The organism is Bacillus sp. DNRA2 (assembly GCF_012843265.1).
Taxonomy (GTDB): domain Bacteria; phylum Bacillota; class Bacilli; order Bacillales; family Cytobacillaceae; genus Bacillus_BU.
On record NZ_JABAIT010000006.1, the window covers coordinates 109,747 to 129,441 of the forward strand.

Annotated in this window: 18 protein-coding genes; 15 read left to right on the top strand and 3 right to left on the bottom strand. The window is 46.2% G+C overall.

Features of this window, described 5'->3' with window-relative positions; all coding sequences use genetic code 11:
* The first annotated feature begins 176 nt into the window (after nt 1-176).
* The 9 genes from HHO41_RS07420 (at nt 177) to HHO41_RS07460 (ending at nt 8,913) form a co-directional block, all read left to right on the top strand.
* A complete protein-coding gene (locus HHO41_RS07420) occupies nt 177-371 on the top strand; it encodes a Flp family type IVb pilin (RefSeq protein ID WP_169097049.1) in 195 nt (64 codons plus the stop codon).
* A 162-nt stretch (nt 372-533) separates the two neighbouring features.
* Nucleotides 534-1,028 (top strand): A24 family peptidase, encoded by a 495-nt coding sequence (locus HHO41_RS07425; RefSeq protein WP_169097051.1) that lies wholly within the window; start codon nt 534-536, stop codon nt 1,026-1,028.
* Nucleotides 1,025-1,594, top strand: a complete 570-nt coding sequence (locus HHO41_RS07430; RefSeq protein WP_169097053.1) for a TadE/TadG family type IV pilus assembly protein — start codon at nt 1,025-1,027, stop codon at nt 1,592-1,594. Before HHO41_RS07425 ends, HHO41_RS07430 begins: the two co-directional genes overlap by 4 nt.
* Nucleotides 1,595-2,500 carry a pilus assembly protein TadG-related protein gene (locus HHO41_RS07435; protein WP_169097055.1) on the top strand — a complete coding sequence of 302 codons (906 nt, stop codon included), beginning with the start codon at nt 1,595-1,597 and terminating at the stop codon, nt 2,498-2,500.
* A gap of 304 nt (nt 2,501-2,804) precedes the next feature.
* Entirely contained in the window at nt 2,805-3,386 is a 582-nt protein-coding gene (cpaB, locus tag HHO41_RS07440; protein WP_169097057.1) for a Flp pilus assembly protein CpaB, read from the top strand.
* Nucleotides 3,376-4,632: a CpaE/TadZ family protein gene (locus HHO41_RS07445; RefSeq protein ID WP_169097058.1), complete on the top strand. Its 1,257-nt coding sequence runs from the start codon at nt 3,376-3,378 to the stop codon at nt 4,630-4,632. Before cpaB ends, HHO41_RS07445 begins: the two co-directional genes overlap by 11 nt.
* Nucleotides 4,633-4,763: 131 nt before the next feature.
* Nucleotides 4,764-6,119 carry a TadA family conjugal transfer-associated ATPase gene (locus HHO41_RS07450; RefSeq protein WP_169097060.1) on the top strand — a complete coding sequence of 452 codons (1,356 nt, stop codon included), beginning with the start codon at nt 4,764-4,766 and terminating at the stop codon, nt 6,117-6,119.
* 852 nt (nt 6,120-6,971) lie between these two features.
* Complete coding sequence (locus HHO41_RS07455) at nt 6,972-7,949, top strand: type II secretion system F family protein (RefSeq protein WP_169097062.1); 978 nt, start codon at nt 6,972-6,974, stop codon at nt 7,947-7,949.
* Between the two features lie 4 nt (nt 7,950-7,953).
* Nucleotides 7,954-8,913 carry a type II secretion system F family protein gene (locus HHO41_RS07460; RefSeq protein WP_169097064.1) on the top strand — a complete coding sequence of 320 codons (960 nt, stop codon included), beginning with the start codon at nt 7,954-7,956 and terminating at the stop codon, nt 8,911-8,913.
* 94 nt (nt 8,914-9,007) lie between these two features.
* On the opposite strand, the gene HHO41_RS07465 is transcribed toward HHO41_RS07460, so the two are convergent.
* A complete protein-coding gene (locus HHO41_RS07465) occupies nt 9,008-10,015 on the bottom strand; it encodes a DUF3231 family protein (RefSeq protein ID WP_169097066.1) in 1,008 nt (335 codons plus the stop codon).
* Nucleotides 10,016-10,209: 194 nt separating this feature from the next.
* On the opposite strand from HHO41_RS07465, the gene HHO41_RS07470 reads away from it, so the two are divergent.
* The 5 genes from HHO41_RS07470 to HHO41_RS07490 all read left to right on the top strand — a co-directional run bounded on the left by HHO41_RS07470 (nt 10,210) and on the right by HHO41_RS07490 (nt 16,993).
* Nucleotides 10,210-10,959, top strand: coding sequence for a hypothetical protein (locus tag HHO41_RS07470; RefSeq protein WP_169097068.1), 750 nt, complete (start codon nt 10,210-10,212; stop codon nt 10,957-10,959).
* Nucleotides 10,960-10,962: 3 nt separating this feature from the next.
* Nucleotides 10,963-12,672 (top strand): GMC family oxidoreductase N-terminal domain-containing protein, encoded by a 1,710-nt coding sequence (locus HHO41_RS07475; RefSeq protein WP_169097070.1) that lies wholly within the window; start codon nt 10,963-10,965, stop codon nt 12,670-12,672.
* 161 nt (nt 12,673-12,833) lie between these two features.
* Nucleotides 12,834-14,663, top strand: a complete 1,830-nt coding sequence (locus tag HHO41_RS07480; protein ID WP_169097072.1) for a spore germination protein — start codon at nt 12,834-12,836, stop codon at nt 14,661-14,663.
* Nucleotides 14,664-15,770: a GerAB/ArcD/ProY family transporter gene (locus HHO41_RS07485; protein WP_211171073.1), complete on the top strand. Its 1,107-nt coding sequence runs from the start codon at nt 14,664-14,666 to the stop codon at nt 15,768-15,770.
* Complete coding sequence (locus HHO41_RS07490; RefSeq protein ID WP_169097074.1) at nt 15,770-16,993, top strand: Ger(x)C family spore germination protein; 1,224 nt, start codon at nt 15,770-15,772, stop codon at nt 16,991-16,993. The genes HHO41_RS07485 and HHO41_RS07490 overlap by 1 nt, the downstream gene beginning before the upstream one ends.
* A gap of 68 nt (nt 16,994-17,061) precedes the next feature.
* Here the strand turns inward: HHO41_RS07490 and HHO41_RS22595 are convergent, their stop codons facing one another.
* Together HHO41_RS22595 and HHO41_RS07495 are read right to left on the bottom strand one after the other, a co-directional pair.
* A complete protein-coding gene (locus tag HHO41_RS22595) occupies nt 17,062-17,184 on the bottom strand; it encodes a hypothetical protein (RefSeq protein ID WP_282434271.1) in 123 nt (40 codons plus the stop codon).
* Nucleotides 17,185-17,296: 112 nt separating this feature from the next.
* On the bottom strand, nt 17,297-17,902 hold the full coding sequence (locus HHO41_RS07495) for a TetR/AcrR family transcriptional regulator (protein WP_169097076.1): 606 nt from the start codon (nt 17,900-17,902) through the stop codon (nt 17,297-17,299).
* A gap of 288 nt (nt 17,903-18,190) precedes the next feature.
* Here HHO41_RS07495 and HHO41_RS07500 point away from each other — a divergent pair, with 288 nt between their 5' ends.
* Nucleotides 18,191-19,690 carry a DHA2 family efflux MFS transporter permease subunit gene (locus HHO41_RS07500; RefSeq protein WP_169097078.1) on the top strand — a complete coding sequence of 500 codons (1,500 nt, stop codon included), beginning with the start codon at nt 18,191-18,193 and terminating at the stop codon, nt 19,688-19,690.
* Nucleotides 19,691-19,695 lie beyond the last annotated feature (5 nt).

Below are 19,695 nucleotides of genomic sequence, written 5' to 3' on the forward strand. Positions count from 1 at the left end.
AACTAAACTCTTATGCCAATTAACTAATCTATTCCATGGCAAAAAATAGTTTCCACGTCAGCAAATCACCGACTCCGTAATCAAGCTAAAGACCATAGGTGCCCGAAGTCAGCCAGTTACCGAAACTGTAGTGTTACTTATCGTTGTTTGCCAATAATAATATGAGGTGAACAATTATGATGAAGAAAATCAAAGGACTTTTCAGCGAAGAACAGGGACAAGGTATGACAGAATACGGACTAATCCTAGGTCTAATCGCACTTGCCGTAGTAGCAGTACTAGGGCTATTTGGTGATGAGCTCAACACCAAATTCGATGCCCTCCTAAAAGAACTACAAGGAGACGGCACCGAAGGCACAACAACGCCATAATCACTTTCACATACAATATCAGATCTCCGCTTTCAATTGCACATTGAAGGTGGGGGTCTTTTCCCATTTGCAGCGCCGTACCGAAGCCGGCGCTCCATCCAAACAAGACGCCTCCAAGCAACACGCAAGCAGGCGTCTTAAGCATGTTTATCGAGGTGAAAGATGCTCTTAAACACCATTTTAATACTCATACTCATCGTCTCACTTGTCACCGATCTCAAAAGTAGACGAATTTTAAATATCATAACATTTCCAACGATGGCAATCGGACTAACCTATCACAGCATCGCCGCTGGCTGGTCCGGATTCACATTCAGCGGACTAGGACTATTACTTGGCTTTGGCCTCCTGCTCATCCCATATCTACTCGATGGAATGGGCGCCGGCGACGTCAAACTCCTAGCTGCCATCGGCGCGCTCAAAGGCGCAGCCTTCGTATTCGGTGCATTCCTATTCACCGCAATCACCGGCGGCCTCATCGCGCTCATCATTTTATTTGCCAAAAAAGACCTACTCAACACCCTGAAACGAATCATTATTTTTACAAAAATAAAGACTTTATCCGGGCTCGACCGATCTGAGTATCATCACGCCTTTCCATACGGCGTGGCGATTGTCATCGGCACAGCTGCCCAGCTGGGAGCCAGCCTCCCATGAAACATTCAAGTCCGGATGGAGAAAACCAAGCTCCTAACAAGCGGGGGCGCAACCGTCGATCCCGGCGCTTTGCAGGCCAGACCCGTCAACATGGGCACTTAGCCCGCACGGAAGCAGGCCAGACCCGTCAACATGGGCACTTAGCCCGCACGGAAGCAGGCCAGACCCGCCAACCTCGGCGCTTGGCCCACTCAGAAGCAGGCCAGGCGACCGTCGAACTGGCACTCAGCTTGTTAGTATTGTTGCTCATTGTCTTCGCCATCATCGACTTTGGTCGGATATTTCAGGCTTACCTGACGACCGAACATGCTACACGCGAGGGGGCGCGGCTCGCCAGCCTTGGCGCGACCGACACCGAAATCACAACTGCAACCAAGACCGCTGCCCAGGTCGACGAAGCAGCCAAACTAACCGTCACAGTCACGCCGCAGCAGGACCTGCGCAAACGCGGAACATACGTGACCGTCGCCACCTCGTACCCAGTGACCATTTCCGTCCCGCTGATGGAAATGATCCTGCCCAACCCTTTTACTGTAAAAAGTAAAACCGTAATGAGGGTGGAATAAATGAATCGACTAATAAAGGAAGAAAAAGGTGCTGTTATCATTGTCGTAGCGTTGTTAATGGTGGCTTTTCTAGGTGTCACAGCCCTCGTCATCGACGGAGGCATGCTCTACCTTGAAAAGCAAAAACTTCAGGACGTTACCGACGCTGCAGCCTTGGCCGGAGCCCAAGAGCTCCCAACGGCAATTGATAAAGCAACGGCGCAAGCAAACCAAGCAATAACATTGAATGAAACCAACCCTAATCTCTTTAACATAAATTTTAATGAAAATAAACATCGGATCACGGTCCGAGCCCAAAAATCAGTCAACCTCGTCTTTGCAAAAGTGCTCGGCTTCGATAAAGCCAAAGTCGATGCCTTCAGTAAAGTCGAAATCGGCTCGCTCATCTCAGGGAGAGGGGCGGTCCCGGTTGGCATCGAGTACACCAGTCAAATTGCATTCGGTGATATAAAATATCTCAAGGTCGAGGACGCCACGGTCGGAAACTTCGGTGCGCTCGCCCTCGCCGGTCCCGGTGCCAAGCTATACGAGGAAGATTTTAAGAACGGCTATGAAAATGAGCTGCGTGTCAACCAAATCATCGACACGCAAACGGGGAATCTCGCAGGCCCGACTGCACGAGCGGTTAATTATCGCATCGCCGCCTGCCCGACCTCGACTTATCTCAACCATCCGGCTGATTGCCCGAGAGTTGTGCTAGTACCAGTATTTCAATCAGTGGTCACCCAGCAAAACCAAGTAAAGCAAGTCAAAATCGTCGGCTTTGCCAATTTCTTTATCGAGAATGTAAACTCAGGTAGCCAATCCGCCGAAATTGTCGGCCGCTTCATCGAGGCCGCTGACTCCGGCGAAATCAGCTACAGCACAACAAACTACGGAGCCTACGGCTTCAAGCTGACAAGATAATTTGCTTTTTTCAGATTGAGAGAGGGCACCCGCTCGCGAAATTCGCTAAGTGCCCTCTTTTTATAGTAGGCACGCAATACAGGTCACTAAGAGCTGTGCTAAGTGCCCTAATTTAGCCTTGCGTAACAAAAACAGGTCACTAAACACGCCATAAGTACCCTAATTTAGCCCAGCAAAGCAAAAATAGGTCACTAAACATTCTGTTAGTGCCCTAATTTAGCCCAGCAATTCAAAATTAGGTTACTAAAAACAAAAATAGCAGCATAAGCCGATATTTATTTTAACCCAGACAGCAGGTGAACAGATGAAACCGAAAAAAATCTGGATGCTGTCCATGCTCATAGCATCCATTTTCACAATCCTGTTTTACTTTTATATAAACGCAACAACAGCAAACTCAGAGAACACAGCTTCTGCGCAGCAGCAGCAACAACAATCAAACAAATCAACCAAAACAAATCAATCAACAAAATCCGAAAAAACAACAACCAAGCCAAAAGAAAAGCTCAAAATCGCAGCAAACAAGCGGGCAATCTCGATTGCCGTCGACCACGTCAAAGGGGTATCGGGCCTAATCCGCCCTGGCAACTACGTCGACATCATCGCCTTCATTCCGGAAAGTGCGAAAAACCCGGAAACGACAGAAATCCTCCTCGAGGAAATCAAAGTTCTCGCCGTGGGCAGCCAAACCGACAAAACCATCAAAAACATCGACCCGGCCGTCGAAACGACATTCACGTACCCGACCGTCACCGTCGAAGTCACGCCAGACGAGGCACTAGCCATCGCCAACGTTTCCGTGAAGGGCTCACTTACAATGATGCTCCGCCAAAACCCGGAAACAACCAAAACATCAACAAAAGGAGAGACAACCAATGACAACTAACTACCTAGTCCTAAGCTCAAAACTCTCCTTCAGCACGGACCTGGCCGAAATGCTCCAACACGTAAAACCCGGCTTCGCCAAAACTAAACTCAAATCCGTAACAACCGAACTTGACCTAAAAAAGGAACTCGAAACAACCAGCACGCCGGCCATCATCATCATCGGCCCGTGTCAAGGGCGGAGCCCATACGAAATCGCACGCGAAATCACACACATGCTCCACAGCCGCACCACCGTCGTCGTGCTGCTCATGCTCCAACCAGAACAAATCGACCTGAAACAAGCACTCTACGCCGGAGTCGTCGACATCCTGACCACGACCCCGCCCAAGCATGAATTCCAAAGCGCACTTGAAAAAGCAGAACAGTCTCTTGCTCTTAAACTAGAAAACAACGCGCAATATCTGGCCCTGGCCGGCCACAATAGCGCCCAAAACACTACACAGCAGAAGGACGGAAAAATCATCGTTTTTTTGAGCACGAAAGGTGGGGTCGGCAAAACAACACTGTCCGTAAACGCTGCCACCGCCCTCGCTAAGAAGAACCTGGCCGTCGCCGTCATCGACCTCGATCTCCAGTTCGGCGACGTGCCACTCTTGTTTGACAAGGAACCGAAAGCGACCATCTATGACTGGGTCAAAGAATCGCTCGATGAAAAGGACGGAGAGGTCGAACCGTACATGGTGAAGCACCAATCCGGCGTCGAATTCATCGCGGCGCCACCCTTGCCGGAATTTGCCGAGCTCATCAGCGGGGATCACGTCGCACGTCTCATCGAGGAGCTGAAGAAACGCTACGATATCATCATCATCGACACGCCGCCGAGCCTCGTCGAAACGAATCTCGTCGCGCTCGACTATGCCGATGACATCTTGCTGATCACCTCGTTCGACCTGCCGGCACTCAAGAACGGCAAGCTTGCACTCGATACGATGGCGCTGTTAGGTTTTACCGATAAAATCAAAATCGTCCTAAACCGCGATGCCGAAATGAAGGGCATGAACCTTGGTTCAATCGAAAACGTCCTTGGCAAACAGATATTTGCGCGCATTCCGAGCGACTACATGACGGTGATCTCTTCTATTAATAAAGGCGTCCCGTTTGTCATCTCAGCTCCGCGCACCCAAGTCGCCAAGACGACAATGAAATTCGCCGAAAGCTTAGTTTCACCAGGGAAAATCAAAACCGAAAAGCCAAAATCAAAACCAAAGCGGCACACCTTCTCTATTTTTAAAAAGAAAGCCTAGATTTGCTGCTCCACCGCAATAATCACGAACAAGACAAATTCTTATTTTATATATAGAAACAAAGTTACCTATTTTCGGAGTGCCATTACATCGAGCCAAACTAAACTCACACACCAGGAGGTCGCATAACGATGTCTTTACTCAAACGCTTAAGTGAAAAAAACGCCGTTGCGCCTTCCGTCAAAACGGACGTCGAGCAAATCATCGAAAAAAAGGAAACCAAAAAAACGAAGGACTACGGCCTCAGAAACCTGCTGCACAAGCACCTAATCACCGAAATCAAAAAGCAGCTCATCGAGGCCAACGACGAGGAAATGGAAAAATTCATCGAGCAAGAGGCGATGAAATTCCTTAGTGAAGAAGGCGAGCGCCTCACCTTTGAAGCAAAGAAAGAACTCGTCACTTCAGTCATGAACGAGCTCATCGGCTTCGGCCCGATCACGCCGCTCTTAAACGACACATCTGTCTCGGAAATCATGGTCAACGGCCCGAACCAAATCTATGTCGAGCAGCGCGGCAAGCTCCAGCTCTCAGACTATACCTTTCGGGACGATGAGCATGTCCTGCAGGTGATTGAAAAAATCGTCGCACCGCTCGGCCGCAGAATCGACGAAAGCAGCCCGATGGTCGACGCCCGCCTGCCCGACGGCTCGCGCGTCAACGCCATCATCGCGCCGCTCTCACTTGACGGGCCAACGATTACGATAAGGAAATTTCCAAACAAGCGACTCCAAATTGAGGATCTCATCGGCTTTGGCACGCTCACAACGGAAATGGCGCAATTCCTTGACGCTTGCGTAAAAGCAAGACTCAACATTTTCATCAGCGGCGGAACCGGTTCTGGAAAAACAACGCTGCTCAACGTCCTCTCGGGGTTCATCCCTCAGGACGAACGAATCGTCACCATCGAAGACGCGGCCGAGCTCCAGCTCTCACAGGAGCACGTCATCAGACTCGAAACAAAACCGCCCAACATCGAGGGTAAAGGTGCGATTTCAATCCGTGAACTCGTTAAGAACTCACTACGGATGCGCCCCGACCGTATTGTAATCGGCGAAATCCGAAGCGGCGAAGCCTTGGACATGCTCCAAGCGATGAACACCGGCCACGACGGCTCGCTTGCAACCGGGCACTCGAACTCGCCGCGCGACATGCTCGCCAGGCTCGAAACGATGGTGCTTATGGCCGGACTCGAATTCCCGATCAGAGCGATCCGCTCCCAAGTCGCCAGCGCCATCGATCTCATCGTCCAGCAATCGCGGCTCAAGGACGGCTCGCGCAAAATCACGCACATCACCGAGGTCGTCGGCATGGAGGGCGAAACAATCACCCTGCAAGACATCTTCGTCTACCAGCAGGACAGCATCACCAAGGACGGCAAAGTCGTCGGCCGCTTCACTCCGACCGGTATCCGCCCAATGTGCGCAAGCAAACTCGAAAACCACGGCATCGAACTGCCAAGCGAATGGTTCGGGGAACGGTGGTAACGAAAGAGTGCGATTAGTGCCCGAGGAGCCCCAAAAAACGAATCAACGGTAACGATATAAGAGCTATCGTGCCCGAGCGGTCCAAAAAATAGAGTCAACGGTAACGATAAAAGAGCTATCGTGCCCGAGCAGCCCAAAAAATAGAGTAAACGGTAACGATAAAAGAGTTATCATGCCCGAGGAGCCCCAAAAAACGAGTCAACGGTAACGATAAAAGAGTTATCATGCCCGAGGAGCCCCAAAAAACGAGTCAACGGTAACGATAAAAGAGCTATCGTGCCCGAGCGGCCCAAAAATTTGAGTCAACGGTAACGATAAAAGAGCTATCGTGCCCGAGCGGCCCAAAAATTTGAGTCAACGGTAACGATAAAAGAGTTATCGTGCCCGAGCGGCCCCAAAAAACGAGTCAACGGTAACGATAAAAGAGTTATCATGCCCGAGCGGCCCAAAAATTTGAGTCAACGGTAACGATAAAAGAGTTATCGTGCCCGAGCGGCCCAAAAATTTGAGTCAACAGTAACGATAAAAGAGTTATCGTGCCCGAGCGGCCCAAAAATTTGAGTCAACGGTAACGATAAAAGAGTTATCGTGCCCGAGCGGCCCCAAAAAACGAGTCAACAATAACATAGACGGTAACCAAAGCAAGCCATTGTAGCCCGCGAGCTATAAAAAAATACAATAGTGGTAACTAAAGGAAAGATAGAAGCACGCAAGCACCAAATAATCGAAAAAAAGCGCAGTTCAACCTGCAGCCAAGCGAAACGCGGAAAATCCCATATCCGACCGTCTACCTTTGTAAAATACGAAAATGACCCAGTCCAAATGCTCCTAAGAGAAAGGTGGTAAACAATCATGCTCTGGCTTCTTTTCATAGCACTATCAGTTCTGTTCGGCTCACTCGGCATGCTGCTTTTGCAACCAAAGCGGAGCCTCGTCGACCGACTCGAAAAATTTTTCCCAAAAGATGCACCGCCTGAGTCGCGTGACCAGCAACAGGAGCAGCACCAACAACGCCGACGCATCCTAAACGTAACCGAACTAAAATCAATCCTAACGAAACTCTCGAAAAATTTTACCACCAAGAAAAACACAACCAAGTGGGAAACGAAACTCGAAGCCGCCAACCTCCCGCTCAAAACCGAAGAATTTCAGGCGCTCCGAATCGTGACCGGCCTAGCTGCAGTGGGCATCACCGCGCTCCTCAAGCTACCGATTCCGGTCATCATCGTCGCCGCCATCATCGGCCCAACCTTGCCGACCATCTACCTGAAACGAAAAATCAAAACGCGCCTGGCCCGCTGCACAACCCAGCTCCCCCAAGCGCTTGGCACCATGGCAACATCGATGAAATCCGGCTACAGCTTCCTTCAGGCCATGCAAGTCATCGCCCAGGAAGTGCCCGACCCGATCGGCACCGAATTCAAAAAAACACTGCGCGAAATCAACCTCGGCGTCCCGCTCGAGGAAGCCTTCGCCAACCTAATCAACCGCCTGCCGACCGACGACATCAAAATCGTCGCCAACGCCATCATCATCCAGCGCTCAACCGGCGGCAACCTAACGCAAATCCTGGACACCATTCAAGAAACCATCACCGACCGTGTCCGCATCAAGGAAGAACTCCGAGCCCTGACCGCCCAAGGCAAAATGTCCGCCTGGATCATCTCGCTCTTGCCCGTCATCATCGGCGTCGTCCTGAACCTGATGAACCCAGAATACTTCAACCCGATGATATCCCACCCACTCGGCTGGACCCTTCTCGGCGCTGGACTAATTAGCGGCATCATCGGCTGGTTCGTCATCCAGAAAATCGTCAACATCGAGGTGTAAAAACATGTCCATGCCCGTACTATTAAGCCTATTACTATTCATCCTGTGCACACTCGTATTCTCGCAAATCTTTGGAAAAATAGGGCAGGATAAGCGCACCATCCAAAAACGCCTCCAACTCATCGGCCGCGACCGCAACCACCTCGCGACCCTCGACGCGGATGCACCATCCGAGGATGGCGAAGGAGACGGAAAACCCGCCATGCCGTTACGAGAGCGGTTGTTGGTACCAATGGTCGCAAAACTGCGGCATTTGGTGGACAAAAACCTTGGTAGACAAAAGCAAGAGCAGATGGAACGAAAACTCCACGATGCTGGGTCGCCCTTTGGGCTCAAAGCCGCTGACTTCCTGCTCGTGCAGCTCGCCCTTGCTGCGATCACCTTTACCGTGTTTCTGCTCGCCTTCGCGATTGGTAGTGAGGAGCATCTCAAGGGCACGATGTTCGCCATCGTTGCCGGAATGTTTGCCCTCGTGTATCCGAACATGTACTTAAACGGTAAAAAGAAAAAGCGGATTAAGATGATTGAAAAAGAAATGCCTGACTTCTTTGATATGGTCAATGTTTCCATCGAAGCAGGTATGGGCTTAGATGGCGCCTTGAAGCGAGTCTGCACGCAAATGCACGGTCCGCTTTCGTCCGAATTCAAGACAGCCATCGAAGATATGAAACTGGGGAAATCACGAAAAAACGCCTTCGAAGAACTCCGTGATCGCATTCCCTCCGAGTTCTTCAAAAGCGTCATCAATTCCATTATTCAAGCTGACCAAATGGGAATCGGCATGACAAAAGTGTTGCGCGCCCAAACCGAACGGATGCGTGAACAAAAAAAACAAGCCGTCAAAGAACAAGCCATGAAAGCACCAGTCAAAATGCTCATCCCAATGGTCCTATTCATCTTCCCAACCCTCTTCATCATCCTACTGGGCCCCGTCATCATAAACCTAGTAACCAAATGGCTTTAGTGCAGTGGGGGACAGTCCCCCGCCGCTTTAAAGCACCGGGGGACTGTCCCCCATCACATCAACGCATTAAAGCAATGAGAGACTGCCCACTCGCCTATGGCTTGATAAGCGAATCCCGGTCACTCGCTGAGGGAGGCTGCTCTAGCCAGCCATTTTTGATCATCAGGTTTGCTCCGTCCTCAGCAAATTTCATAAGTTCTAAATTTAATCGAAGGTAATGAGCACCTAGATCTCTCCTTGCATTTACACTCAATGCATAACCATAGTAGCCTATGGATAATTGTGTAGATAATTGAATTTGGTACAGCAAATATTTATCTGAAAAAGGCGGAGTTGTGGAGTTCGTAATCATTGATTGCCAAGAAACTGGTGTATTTAAGTTCTCTTCATTAAAAACCGCTTCAAATATTCTTATATGTTTATTAGAAATGTCTAAGCCCCTCTTAATATGTTGACGAACCTCTTCTGATTGAGCCACTTGGGAAAATCCCACCTTTAAAGCAGCATGTAAATGCATTTTAACCATGTTAAAATAAATATCTCCTATTTCCATGACATTCATCGGGCGCCGTTTTCCAAACCATCCAGTTAAAAAACTTTGGTGTGTAACAAAATCGATAGAATCAGGTGGTGTAATAATTGGAGGTCGTGTGAAAAGGCCTTTTTTAAGCATAAGATCAATGACTTGATCGTACAGCAGCATCGTTTCGGTCATGCAAGTTATGTAAAACTTCCGCAAGTCAGATCGAATGGACGTACTAACTGACATAGAGTATCCAGTCAACCCTTGTACAGTCATGACATACAGATAAAATAGGTAGAATGGGTCTTGAAAAAGTCGAGGTGCCATAGCTTGCAAGTCTTCTTTTTCAGTAAACCCATGTGGAATAGGGTATTTTTCTTTTACAAAGAATTCTTTAATTTCTTGAACATGCTTTGTTGATAAGTCTAAGGCAGTTTGGTACAACGACTTGATATCAGTATCTTCGATATGCTCAAGTACATAACGAAAAAAACAAATGGACATTGTATCAAATAGGTATTGAGTCCAAATGCTGGTTATTTCTGGAGCAGTTAATCGAATTGAATTTTTCGTCTCCAAGGTTCATCCTCCAATTTATAAGGATTTAATTAGTGTCCTTATTCTTTTCTTTGAGAATAAATAATATGTAAAATACTTCAAAATCCCACAGGTTTATGACGTCTAAAAAGATCATTAAAAAGAAATAATATGTAGAAATTAATATATTGATCATTAGTTAAATTACATTCCGTAGTTAGGAGGACAATGTCAGTATGGATCAATTTGAAGGGAAATCAGATTCGAAACAACCATATTGGGAAGATTTTTTCGATCAAATCAAAAATATCACGATGATCGACCATGTTCCTCCAGAAAAATATCCCATGGCTGCATCGACCTCGGTCCACTTACCTTTTCAAATGATGAACACTGCAAGTATTCCACATACGAAAGCCACATTTATGGCTTTTGTAGATGTCATGATTCCCTCAACATTAGGGGCATTAGATTTACGAATAGACGATTATATTATTTGGGCATTAGATCATTACGTATCGATCCAAGGAGAATGGGCGGTGAAAACGGCCCACATATCTTCTCAAACTGCGAGAGTCCTTGATATATCTGCTTATCATCTGATCGTTTCTGGAAAAATGAAAGGACCTCTTGATTTTTCAACTTATCCGGATGGGGGACCATTTGCAGCTCTTTTCCCTGACGACCGGCTAGAGGCGATCCGATTATTAGAAAATCTTCAAGTTGACTTAGAAGTCCTTCCCGGCCCGTATCGTAACAATGCAGGATTAATACAGAATGTTGTTACTGCCCTTCATCAAATGGTTATGTTTGGTTATTATTCTGAATGGTTTTCGCTTGGATCAACTCGATTAGCTTACCCGGAGGATCATCGTTATGAAAGACAACCATTAGTATGGAAGAGCCTAGATTATCCAGGTCCATCATTAGGTTATAAGGCCCTTCGAGGATTTTTATTTGAAAAATTTTCAGAAGAGGAGAAATAAGAAATGGATACAGATGCAGACGTAATCATAATTGGTTCCGGTGGAGGTGGGGCGGTTATGGCGAAAGAGTTAGGAGAATTAGGAGTCAAAGTGATTCTCCTTGAAGCCGGTCCTTGGTATGGAAATAAAAAATGGGACAAGCCTAATCAAGACCGTGGATCTGTCAGTAGTTCCAGTGAGGGAGATTTGGATATTAATCTATTACGGCAACAATATACCAAACATGAACATACGATGAACTCCCCTGAATTTGGTCGTTTCAGGTGGGGACCTGCCGATCGAAGACGTCCAGCCTGGTACCGGAATGTCCCTAAGAACGGACTTATTTGGCAGACAACTGGCGTTGGCGGGACAACACAGGTTTACTGGGGAAATTCACCGAGAGCTTTTTCAACGGCAATAAACGAGGTCTGGCCCATCTCTTACCGGGAGTTGATTCCCTATTACGAGAAGGTGGAAGCTACATTACCCGTTCATCCTGCCCCGACCACTGCAAAAGAGGAATTGTTTTATTTCGGTGCAAACAAAGCCGGTTGGTCTATGCTGAATACGTTAAACCCAACTTCTCCCGGATACCGTCCTCAGCCCAATGCAATTCTAGCCCCAAATGACCGGTTAATGGATGTAGAGACTAATTTAGAAGAAGTATCAAAAATGGAGGGGTGTACGCTATGTGGACATTGTGTTAATGGTTGCCCACATGGCCCATCGGTTGATAAAGTGGCTAAACGCTCGACCAACATAAGCTATATTCCGCTTGCTTTAAAAACCAAAAATGTAGAAGTTCGACCTAATACATATACAACTAGGATATTGACGGAAGATCATGCCAAGGAAGGGCTCCGAGCAACTGGAGTTCAGTATAGAAATACATGGACAGGAGAGTCCGGCGAACTGTACGCAAAAGTGGTTGTAATGGCAGCAGGTTGTATCGAAAGCCCAAGACTTTGGCTGAATTCAGGGCTGCCACAAAATTCGTGGATTGGCCGGGGATTAACGAACCATTATTGGGATTGGATAACAGGTGTATTTGATGAAAAGGATTTAATGGCCATATTGGGACAATCCAATGTGAACCCCTTTGTTGGTCCTACATCAGGTGGACGATTTGATTATCCAGGATTAGGATGTATCCAACCAGCTGGAGTCAGCCCAGGATTATTTTCTGCTTTAACGTTTGGGTTCAGCGAAAATGGATATCATTATGGCCAGAATCCATTACCGAGCGACCCTTGGGATTTGCAAGGTCGAGTGGTCGGAAATGGATTAAAAGAATGGATGTACAATTACAAAAATACGTTAACCTTAATGATCTTCACTGACGATCAGCCCAATAAAAAGAACGGAGTAACCATTGATCCTTTAGTAAAAGATGAACACGGACCTATTCCGGTCGTACGTTATACACCTAGTAATAAAGATAAACAAAAGCGAAACGAGTTAGTTAAAATTGCTGCCGATATTTTGCACAAGGCTGGCGCAAAGAAGATTATTCGCACAGATTGGCCATCTCACTTATTTGGTCATATTGAATCTACGATGCGAATGGGTTTTGTTGTGGATCATAATTGTGAAGCGTATCAAGTTAAACGACTTTTTATTGCTGATAATAGCGTTCATTTTAATGGAATTGGAGGCCCCAATCCTACGTTGACCACGCAGGCGTTAGCGACACGAACAGCCGAGAAATTAGCAAATAAATATTTTAGTTGAAGCATTTCAAGTTCCATCCTTTAACGCAGCAAAGCACCGGGGGACAGTCCCCCGGTGCTTTGCTGCGTTAAAGTTGGGTAAACTTCCAATAAATACATAATTATCCAATTGTGAAACATACTAAGTGTAAATGACTCGGTTTTTTGTTTAGGAGATTTGTGATGCGGAAAAAGGTAAAGAAGCCAATTAAACTTCAAGAATTAATTGATCAAGCTAGAGCTGCTAGGAAGGAATCAGCACAATCTATTGGGCAGGGTGGGAACCTACAGGAGCATGCGGGGTCAGAGCCGCTAGAGCCGCTAGAGCAGCAACAACAACCTTTGCAGTCGCAGCAGTATGGCCAGCAGCCCAATGCAGCCACGCAGCAGCCCAATACAGCATCACAGCAACCAAAGGCTTCCACCAACAACCAGGAACATGAACTTAATCAAAATATCGACCAAAATATCGCAATTTTAAAATCAAACTATGAAAATTGCGCAGATATAGTCTTTCGTTTTTTCCATATAAAAGGAAAAGACAAAGCAGCGCTAATGTATTTAGAGGGCCTTTCAAACATTGCAGAACTAAACGAACAAGTTCTTTCCAGACTGATCGATAACCCTAGCCAACAGGGATCACAGCAAGCTGGCTCACGCTCACTGCAAGCCAATCCAACGCTTTCCCATTCACATCTCAAACCTGAACTGGAGCATCATAAGCAGCCCGAACAGTATGGCAATTATTTAGAACAAATCTTATCAATTTCAAATATGAACAAAGTCCAGACCATCAATGAGGTGATTGATCAGGTTTCTTTGGGAAATCCAGTGATCCTAGTCGATCAACAAAAGGTGGGCTTTTCTCTAGGTTTAGCCCAATGGGAAAAAAGAGCGATTGAGGAGCCAACAGCAGAAAACGTTATTCGGGGTCCTCGGGAAGGTTTTATCGAATCAATCGGCGTGAACATGGCCCTACTACGGAGAAAGATAAGAAGTCCAAAGTTTAAAACAAAGCAAATGGAGGTGGGGAGGCTAACGAAAACTAATCTTATTGTTGCGTACATTGAGGGAGTAGCCGACCCAACCCTGATTACTGAAGTAGAAAATCGTATCAAGCGCATTGATATTGATGGCGTTTTGGAAAGCGGATATATCGAGGATTTCATCGAAGATAATCCGTACTCACCATTTCCTCAAGTATTGAACACAGAGCGTACAGATGTGGTCAGCTCCTATTTGCTTGAAGGTCACGTTGCGATTTTAACAGATGGCACACCCTTTGCGTTGGTTGTGCCGACAACCTTTTATTCACTCATGCAGGCAGCGGAAGATTACTACCAGCGCCCGATGTTAAGCACCATTATTCGCTGGCTCCGCTTTTTATTTATTGTCATCTCGCTCTTGTTGCCATCTCTCTACGTTGCGGTATTAACCTATCATCATGAAATGATTCCGACTTCGCTCTTAATCAGCATGGCAGCCTCCAGGGAACCGATTCCGTTTCCGGCAGTTATCGAAGCGCTGTCGATGGAAATCATGTTTGAAATCCTTCGCGAAGCGGGGATTAGACTCCCGAAACAGATAGGCGCTGCGGTCAGCATCGTCGGGGCACTTGTTATTGGCCAAGCAGCAGTTGAAGCGGGAATCGTATCAGCACCAATGGTCATGGTCGTCGCCTTAACAGGAATAGCATCATTTGCGATTCCAAGGTATAACGCTGGATTAGCTTTAAGAATGCTGCGATTTCCAATGTTGTTGCTGGCTGGTTTTTTGGGACTATTAGGAATCATGCTCGGCGTGATTGTCATTGTGATTCACTTATGTACGTTGCGTTCGTTTGGCGTACCATATTTATCACCAATTGCCCCGATGAAAAAGGACGAAATGAAAGATGTGTTCCTGCGCCTTCCAAAATGGGCCCAAGATGTTCGCCCCCATTTAACAGGGTCTTACAATAAATATCGGCAAGCCCCAAATCAAAAACCAGAGCCGGCAAAAGGAGGGGACTAAATGATTGAAAAAGGAAGAATTTCTTCATTTCAAATGGCAATCATGATGAATCAGACCATTTTAGCGACCGCACTGCTAATCATTCCTTCGATAACGGCTGCGAAAGCTCAAAGCGATATGTGGTTATCCCCGATTTGGGGAGCATCGCTCGGCGTTTTAGCGGTTTTTCTTGCTTATCAATTGCATAAGCACTATCCCGAACAAACCGTGATCGAGTATAGCGGACAAATTGTCGGGAAGATATTGGGCAAGGTGATTGGGTTCGCGTATTTATTTCTATATTTGCATGTCAATGGAATTATTTTTAGAGAATATGGAGAGTTTATCGTCGGCAGCTTTTTGCATCGCACGCCAATTTCAGTCGTCATGGGGAGCATGGCGCTGGTCTGCGCGTTTTCTGTCCGCGGTGGCTTAGAGACGATTGCCAGAACTGCTCAGCACTTTGTCCCGATTGTCATCGCGCTTTGGGTCACCATCGTGATTTTCCTCATTTTTGATTTAAAAATAGAAAATATGTTTCCCATGTTTGAAAATGGGCTCATGCCTTCCATTAAGGGGGCGACAACTCCGGGAGCATGGTTTAGCGAGTATTTCTTAATCGCATTTATGCTTCCTTATATAAATGATCGTGAAAAAGGATTAAAATGGGCGAATTACTCCGTGCTAAGCGTCTTAATTATTCTTTTTTTAACCAACTTAGTTGCCCTATTAATTTTTGGTGAGATTACCGCAGATTTGCTCTATCCAGTCATGAATGTGGCAAAATATATTAGCATCGCTGAATTTTTCCAGCATTTAGAATCGATTGTGATGTCGATTTGGATTTTAGGAACGTTTATTAAAATATCGGTATTTTATTATGTTTTGGCGTTAGGTACTGCGCAATTACTCAATCTGTCTGAATACAAATCGCTTGTCTTTCCACTCGGCTTTCTGTTGACTTGCCTGGCCATCTGGTCTGCGCCAAATTTAACCGAATTAAAGGAATTCCTAGGGGCAGGGTTAGTTTTATATTTGGTGACGATGCAAATCGTATTACCAGCGATTTTGTTAGGGATAACCCTTGTCCGTGAAAAAATAAAACAGGGTCGCGCCGGGGCATCATAATGATTTTTCCAATAATAAAAAAAATAAACAGTCTCGTGATGGTGATTTGGATAGGGGCGGTCTCGTTATTATTAACAGGATGCTGGGATCGTCAAGAAATCAATGATGTGGCAATTGTGTTGAGCACGGGGATTGATTATGTCAAAGATGATGAACTGGAGATTTCGGCGGAATTTGTCATTCCGGAAATCATGTCTGCTACGAGAAAACAAGGAACCAGCGGAGCAGGGGTGCGCACAACCTTTATTGAATCGGCAACAGGGAAAACACTGGCGGAGGCACGGTCAAAATTGCAAGAAAAAATCGCGCGATCCTTATTTTGGGGCCATGCTGATGCAACTGTTTTTGGTGAAGAAATGGCAAAAAAAGGAATCAAGGAGCACCTGGATTATTTTGCGCGGACACCTGATGCTCGCTTAAGAAACACCGTTTTTGTTTGCGAGGGAAAAGCGAAAGATATCATCTCGGCTACTCCTCATCTCGAAGACAGCGCATCGGATACACTAAATGAACTGTCTAATTTTCAAATTAGCATGGACGTGACCATGAGTGAACTCATGCAAATGACTGGAAGTGAAACAGGTGGTGCGCTCTTGCCCTTTGTGAAACAAGTTAGTTCGTCACAAAAGGGAAAGATGAAGTCGAAAACGCAAATATTACTCAGTGGTGTCGCCGTATTTAACGGAAATAAAATGATTGGGAAATTAGATGAATCAGTTACGCGAGGCTTGTTGTGGGTAAGAGATGAAATAAAAAATGCAACGATTACAGTAGAGGTAGATGAAGGGGAGGATGGTGAAGGTGAGGGGAAAATAACGGCCTTGATGATTCAGTCCCAAACAAAGCTCATTCCGCGGATTGAGCATGGAAAATGGATAATAACGATTCAATGCTCTACGGAGGATGACCTTGTGCAAAATGCCAGCAAGTTAGATATCCGCAAGGGCGAAACGATTCATTTGCTTGAGGGAAAATTTGAAGAAAAGATTGAAGAAAGAATGAAACAAGCAGTAGAAATTGTCCAAAAAGATATGAAGGTAGACGTTCTGAAATTTAATCGGGCATTTCAGCGAAAATATCGAAAGGAATGGAAAAAGAGGAAAGGAGTATGGACAGACATGTATCCCAATATTGAAGTACAATACGACGTTACCGCAAAAATTTTACGACCAGGCCTTTCTTCAGAACCGCCGGCCGTTCCAAACAACGAGGTGAAACAATAATGAAAGTTGGCATAATGATTCTGTTTAGCTTCATTCTTATGATGATGTTTTTCTATGAATGGCCCAGACTACAACAAAAACAGGGCAAGGAGAAAAAAATCTTTCTCCTCCTGCTCATCATCAATTGGACAATCGCAACCGTATTGCTCTTTTACCCAAACACGCCCGGCCCAACCCAACTCATCCAACACCTATTCAAACCCCTAACCCCTCTCCTTTAACACGTTAAAGTGATGGGGGACAGTCCCCCATCGCTTCAGCGCATTAAAGCGGCGGGGGACTGTCCCCCGCTGCTTCACCGTGTTAAACGGTTTGAGTGTATTTGGCGAAGTAGTGTGAGAAGAGAAAGTCGATTTGTTGCTGGATCGGGAGCGGGCTCCAAATCTGGCTCACATTTTTCTTGCAGCTCACAAGCGTTGGGAAGAAGGTAGCGGCCATCATCTGCAAAATCATAAGCATCAGGAGTTCATCATCCTCTTCGCCGGTAATCTCGGTAATTGTGGCTTTAATTTTGTTTAGGCCTAACGTCCTCATATAATTTTTATACTCAAGCTGCTCATCAAACAGCACCGTACTCCTCCCGAAAATTTCCCGGAGAAGCTCAGGATATTTCATGAAGGACTGAGCATATTCGAGCAGAAAAAACCGCAATCGATCCAATGCGGAAAGCGACAAATCATCGAGAATAACAAAAGCCTCGCGGAAAGTAATGACTAACCCCTTTAAGGCCTCATTCATTAACTTCTCCTTTGAGCCGAAATAGTAATTGATTAAAGCGAGATTCACATTAGCTAGCGCCGCTATTTTGCGTAAGGTGACCTTCTCCAACCCCTCTTCCTTGATTAGTTCCAGAGTGGCATTTAAGATGGCATCCTTCGTTTTTATGTCTTTATCGGAACCTAGACTCATCTATAAACTCTCCTATCAAAATTCATCATGAATTGAACATTAAAATTAAACAACAGTTTAATTTTAGCATAATCTTAAAAAGCATGTGTAGCCACTACGATCTGTCCACCTTTTCAAATGCGTTTTTTTCTTGACAGGAAGCAAAAAAGAAAGTAAATTTAATCTCTAGTTAAACGTTGTTTTAAACGCTGTTTAATTTTAAAAAATAAATCTTAAGACTCATCAAAAATCTTACAGCTTTATCAAATCACAAAAAAATTTACCTAAAAGAAAGTTGTGTGAAGTTAGATGACAAACACACTAACAGAGAAAAACGTGTCTGGATCACAAGAGTTCTCGGTCAAATCAATTCTTGCGCCGCTGCTTGCGGTCATTATTGGGATGATTATGGTTATTTTAGATAGCACAGTCGTTAATGTGGCCATACCGAAATTAGTGGATTATTTTGATACCGATCTGAAAACTGTTCAATGGACGGTAACTGGTTACACATTAGCGCTATCTGCCGTTATTCCACTCGCGGGATGGATGACAGATAAATTTGGCGCCAAGAAAATCTTTCTGATTACGATTGCTTTATTTACAATGGGATCTGTGCTTTGTGCGATTGCCCAATCACCGAGCCAATTAATCGCTTTCCGGGTTATTCAGGGCTTGGGTGGCGGAATGGTTGCGCCAATCGGGATGGCGATGGTCTTTAAACTTGCTCCGCCTCATAAACGGGGATCCATCATGGGAATGCTTGGGGTGCCGATGCTGCTTGCGCCGGCGCTCGGTCCGGTTTTATCAGGTTGGCTTGTTGACTATGTTAGCTGGCACTGGATTTTCATGATTAATCTGCCAATCGGCATCATCGCCTTGATTGTCGGAATGAAATACCTTCCAAAAGGGGAACCACATGAAGCACCACATCTTGATAAAATTGGAATGCTGATTGCGCCGATTGCCTTTGCGATGCTGACATACGGTGTCAGTGAGGGCGGAACGAGTTGGACTTCGACGAATACCATCGTCGGTTTAAGCGTTGGGGGAGGGGCATTGCTCATCTTCATCGTCGTCGAGCTCATGCAAAAACAGCCGTTATTAGAGTTGCGCGTATTTCGCTCGTCCGATTTTACCCGAGGAATTATTCTGGCCTGGATGGCCCAAATTGCGTTATTTGGCTCGATGATTTTAACGCCGTTGTACTTGCAGCAGCTAAGAGGCTATACCGCTCTTGAAACAGGCTTGATTTTGCTGCCACAGGCTTTAGCATCAGGAATTTTCATGCCGATTGGCGGCCGGTTATTTGATAAGGTGGGCGCTCGACCATTAGCATTTACCGGGTTAGGCATCATTTCAACCGGCTTATTTTTACTATCGCGCATTACCGTGGACACCAGTCTTGGCATGATTCTGTTTTCTTTATTTTTAATGGGAAGCGGAATGGGGCTAACGATGATGCCGGTTAACACGCATGTATTGAACTCGGCACCGCGCCGCTTAGTTAGCAGGGTCACGCCGCTAACGACTGCCGCGCAACAGGTCGTCGTTTCTTTTGCCGTTGCTGGTCTTACAGGATACTTAACCTCGCAAATCGATACACATATGAAGGACGTGGCGAAGGGCGTCAATCCAGCCGAAGCTGCCACAGCCGGATTTGGCGATACGTATTTCCTAGCAGCGAGCTTGGCGATAGTTGGCTTTCTGTTCAGTCTCCTGCTTCGCAAGCCGAAACAGGTCCCTGAGGCGGAAGAAGCAACTGCCGAGCATGACCAGCCAGATCCAGCGTTAATGAGTGGACATTAAATCAA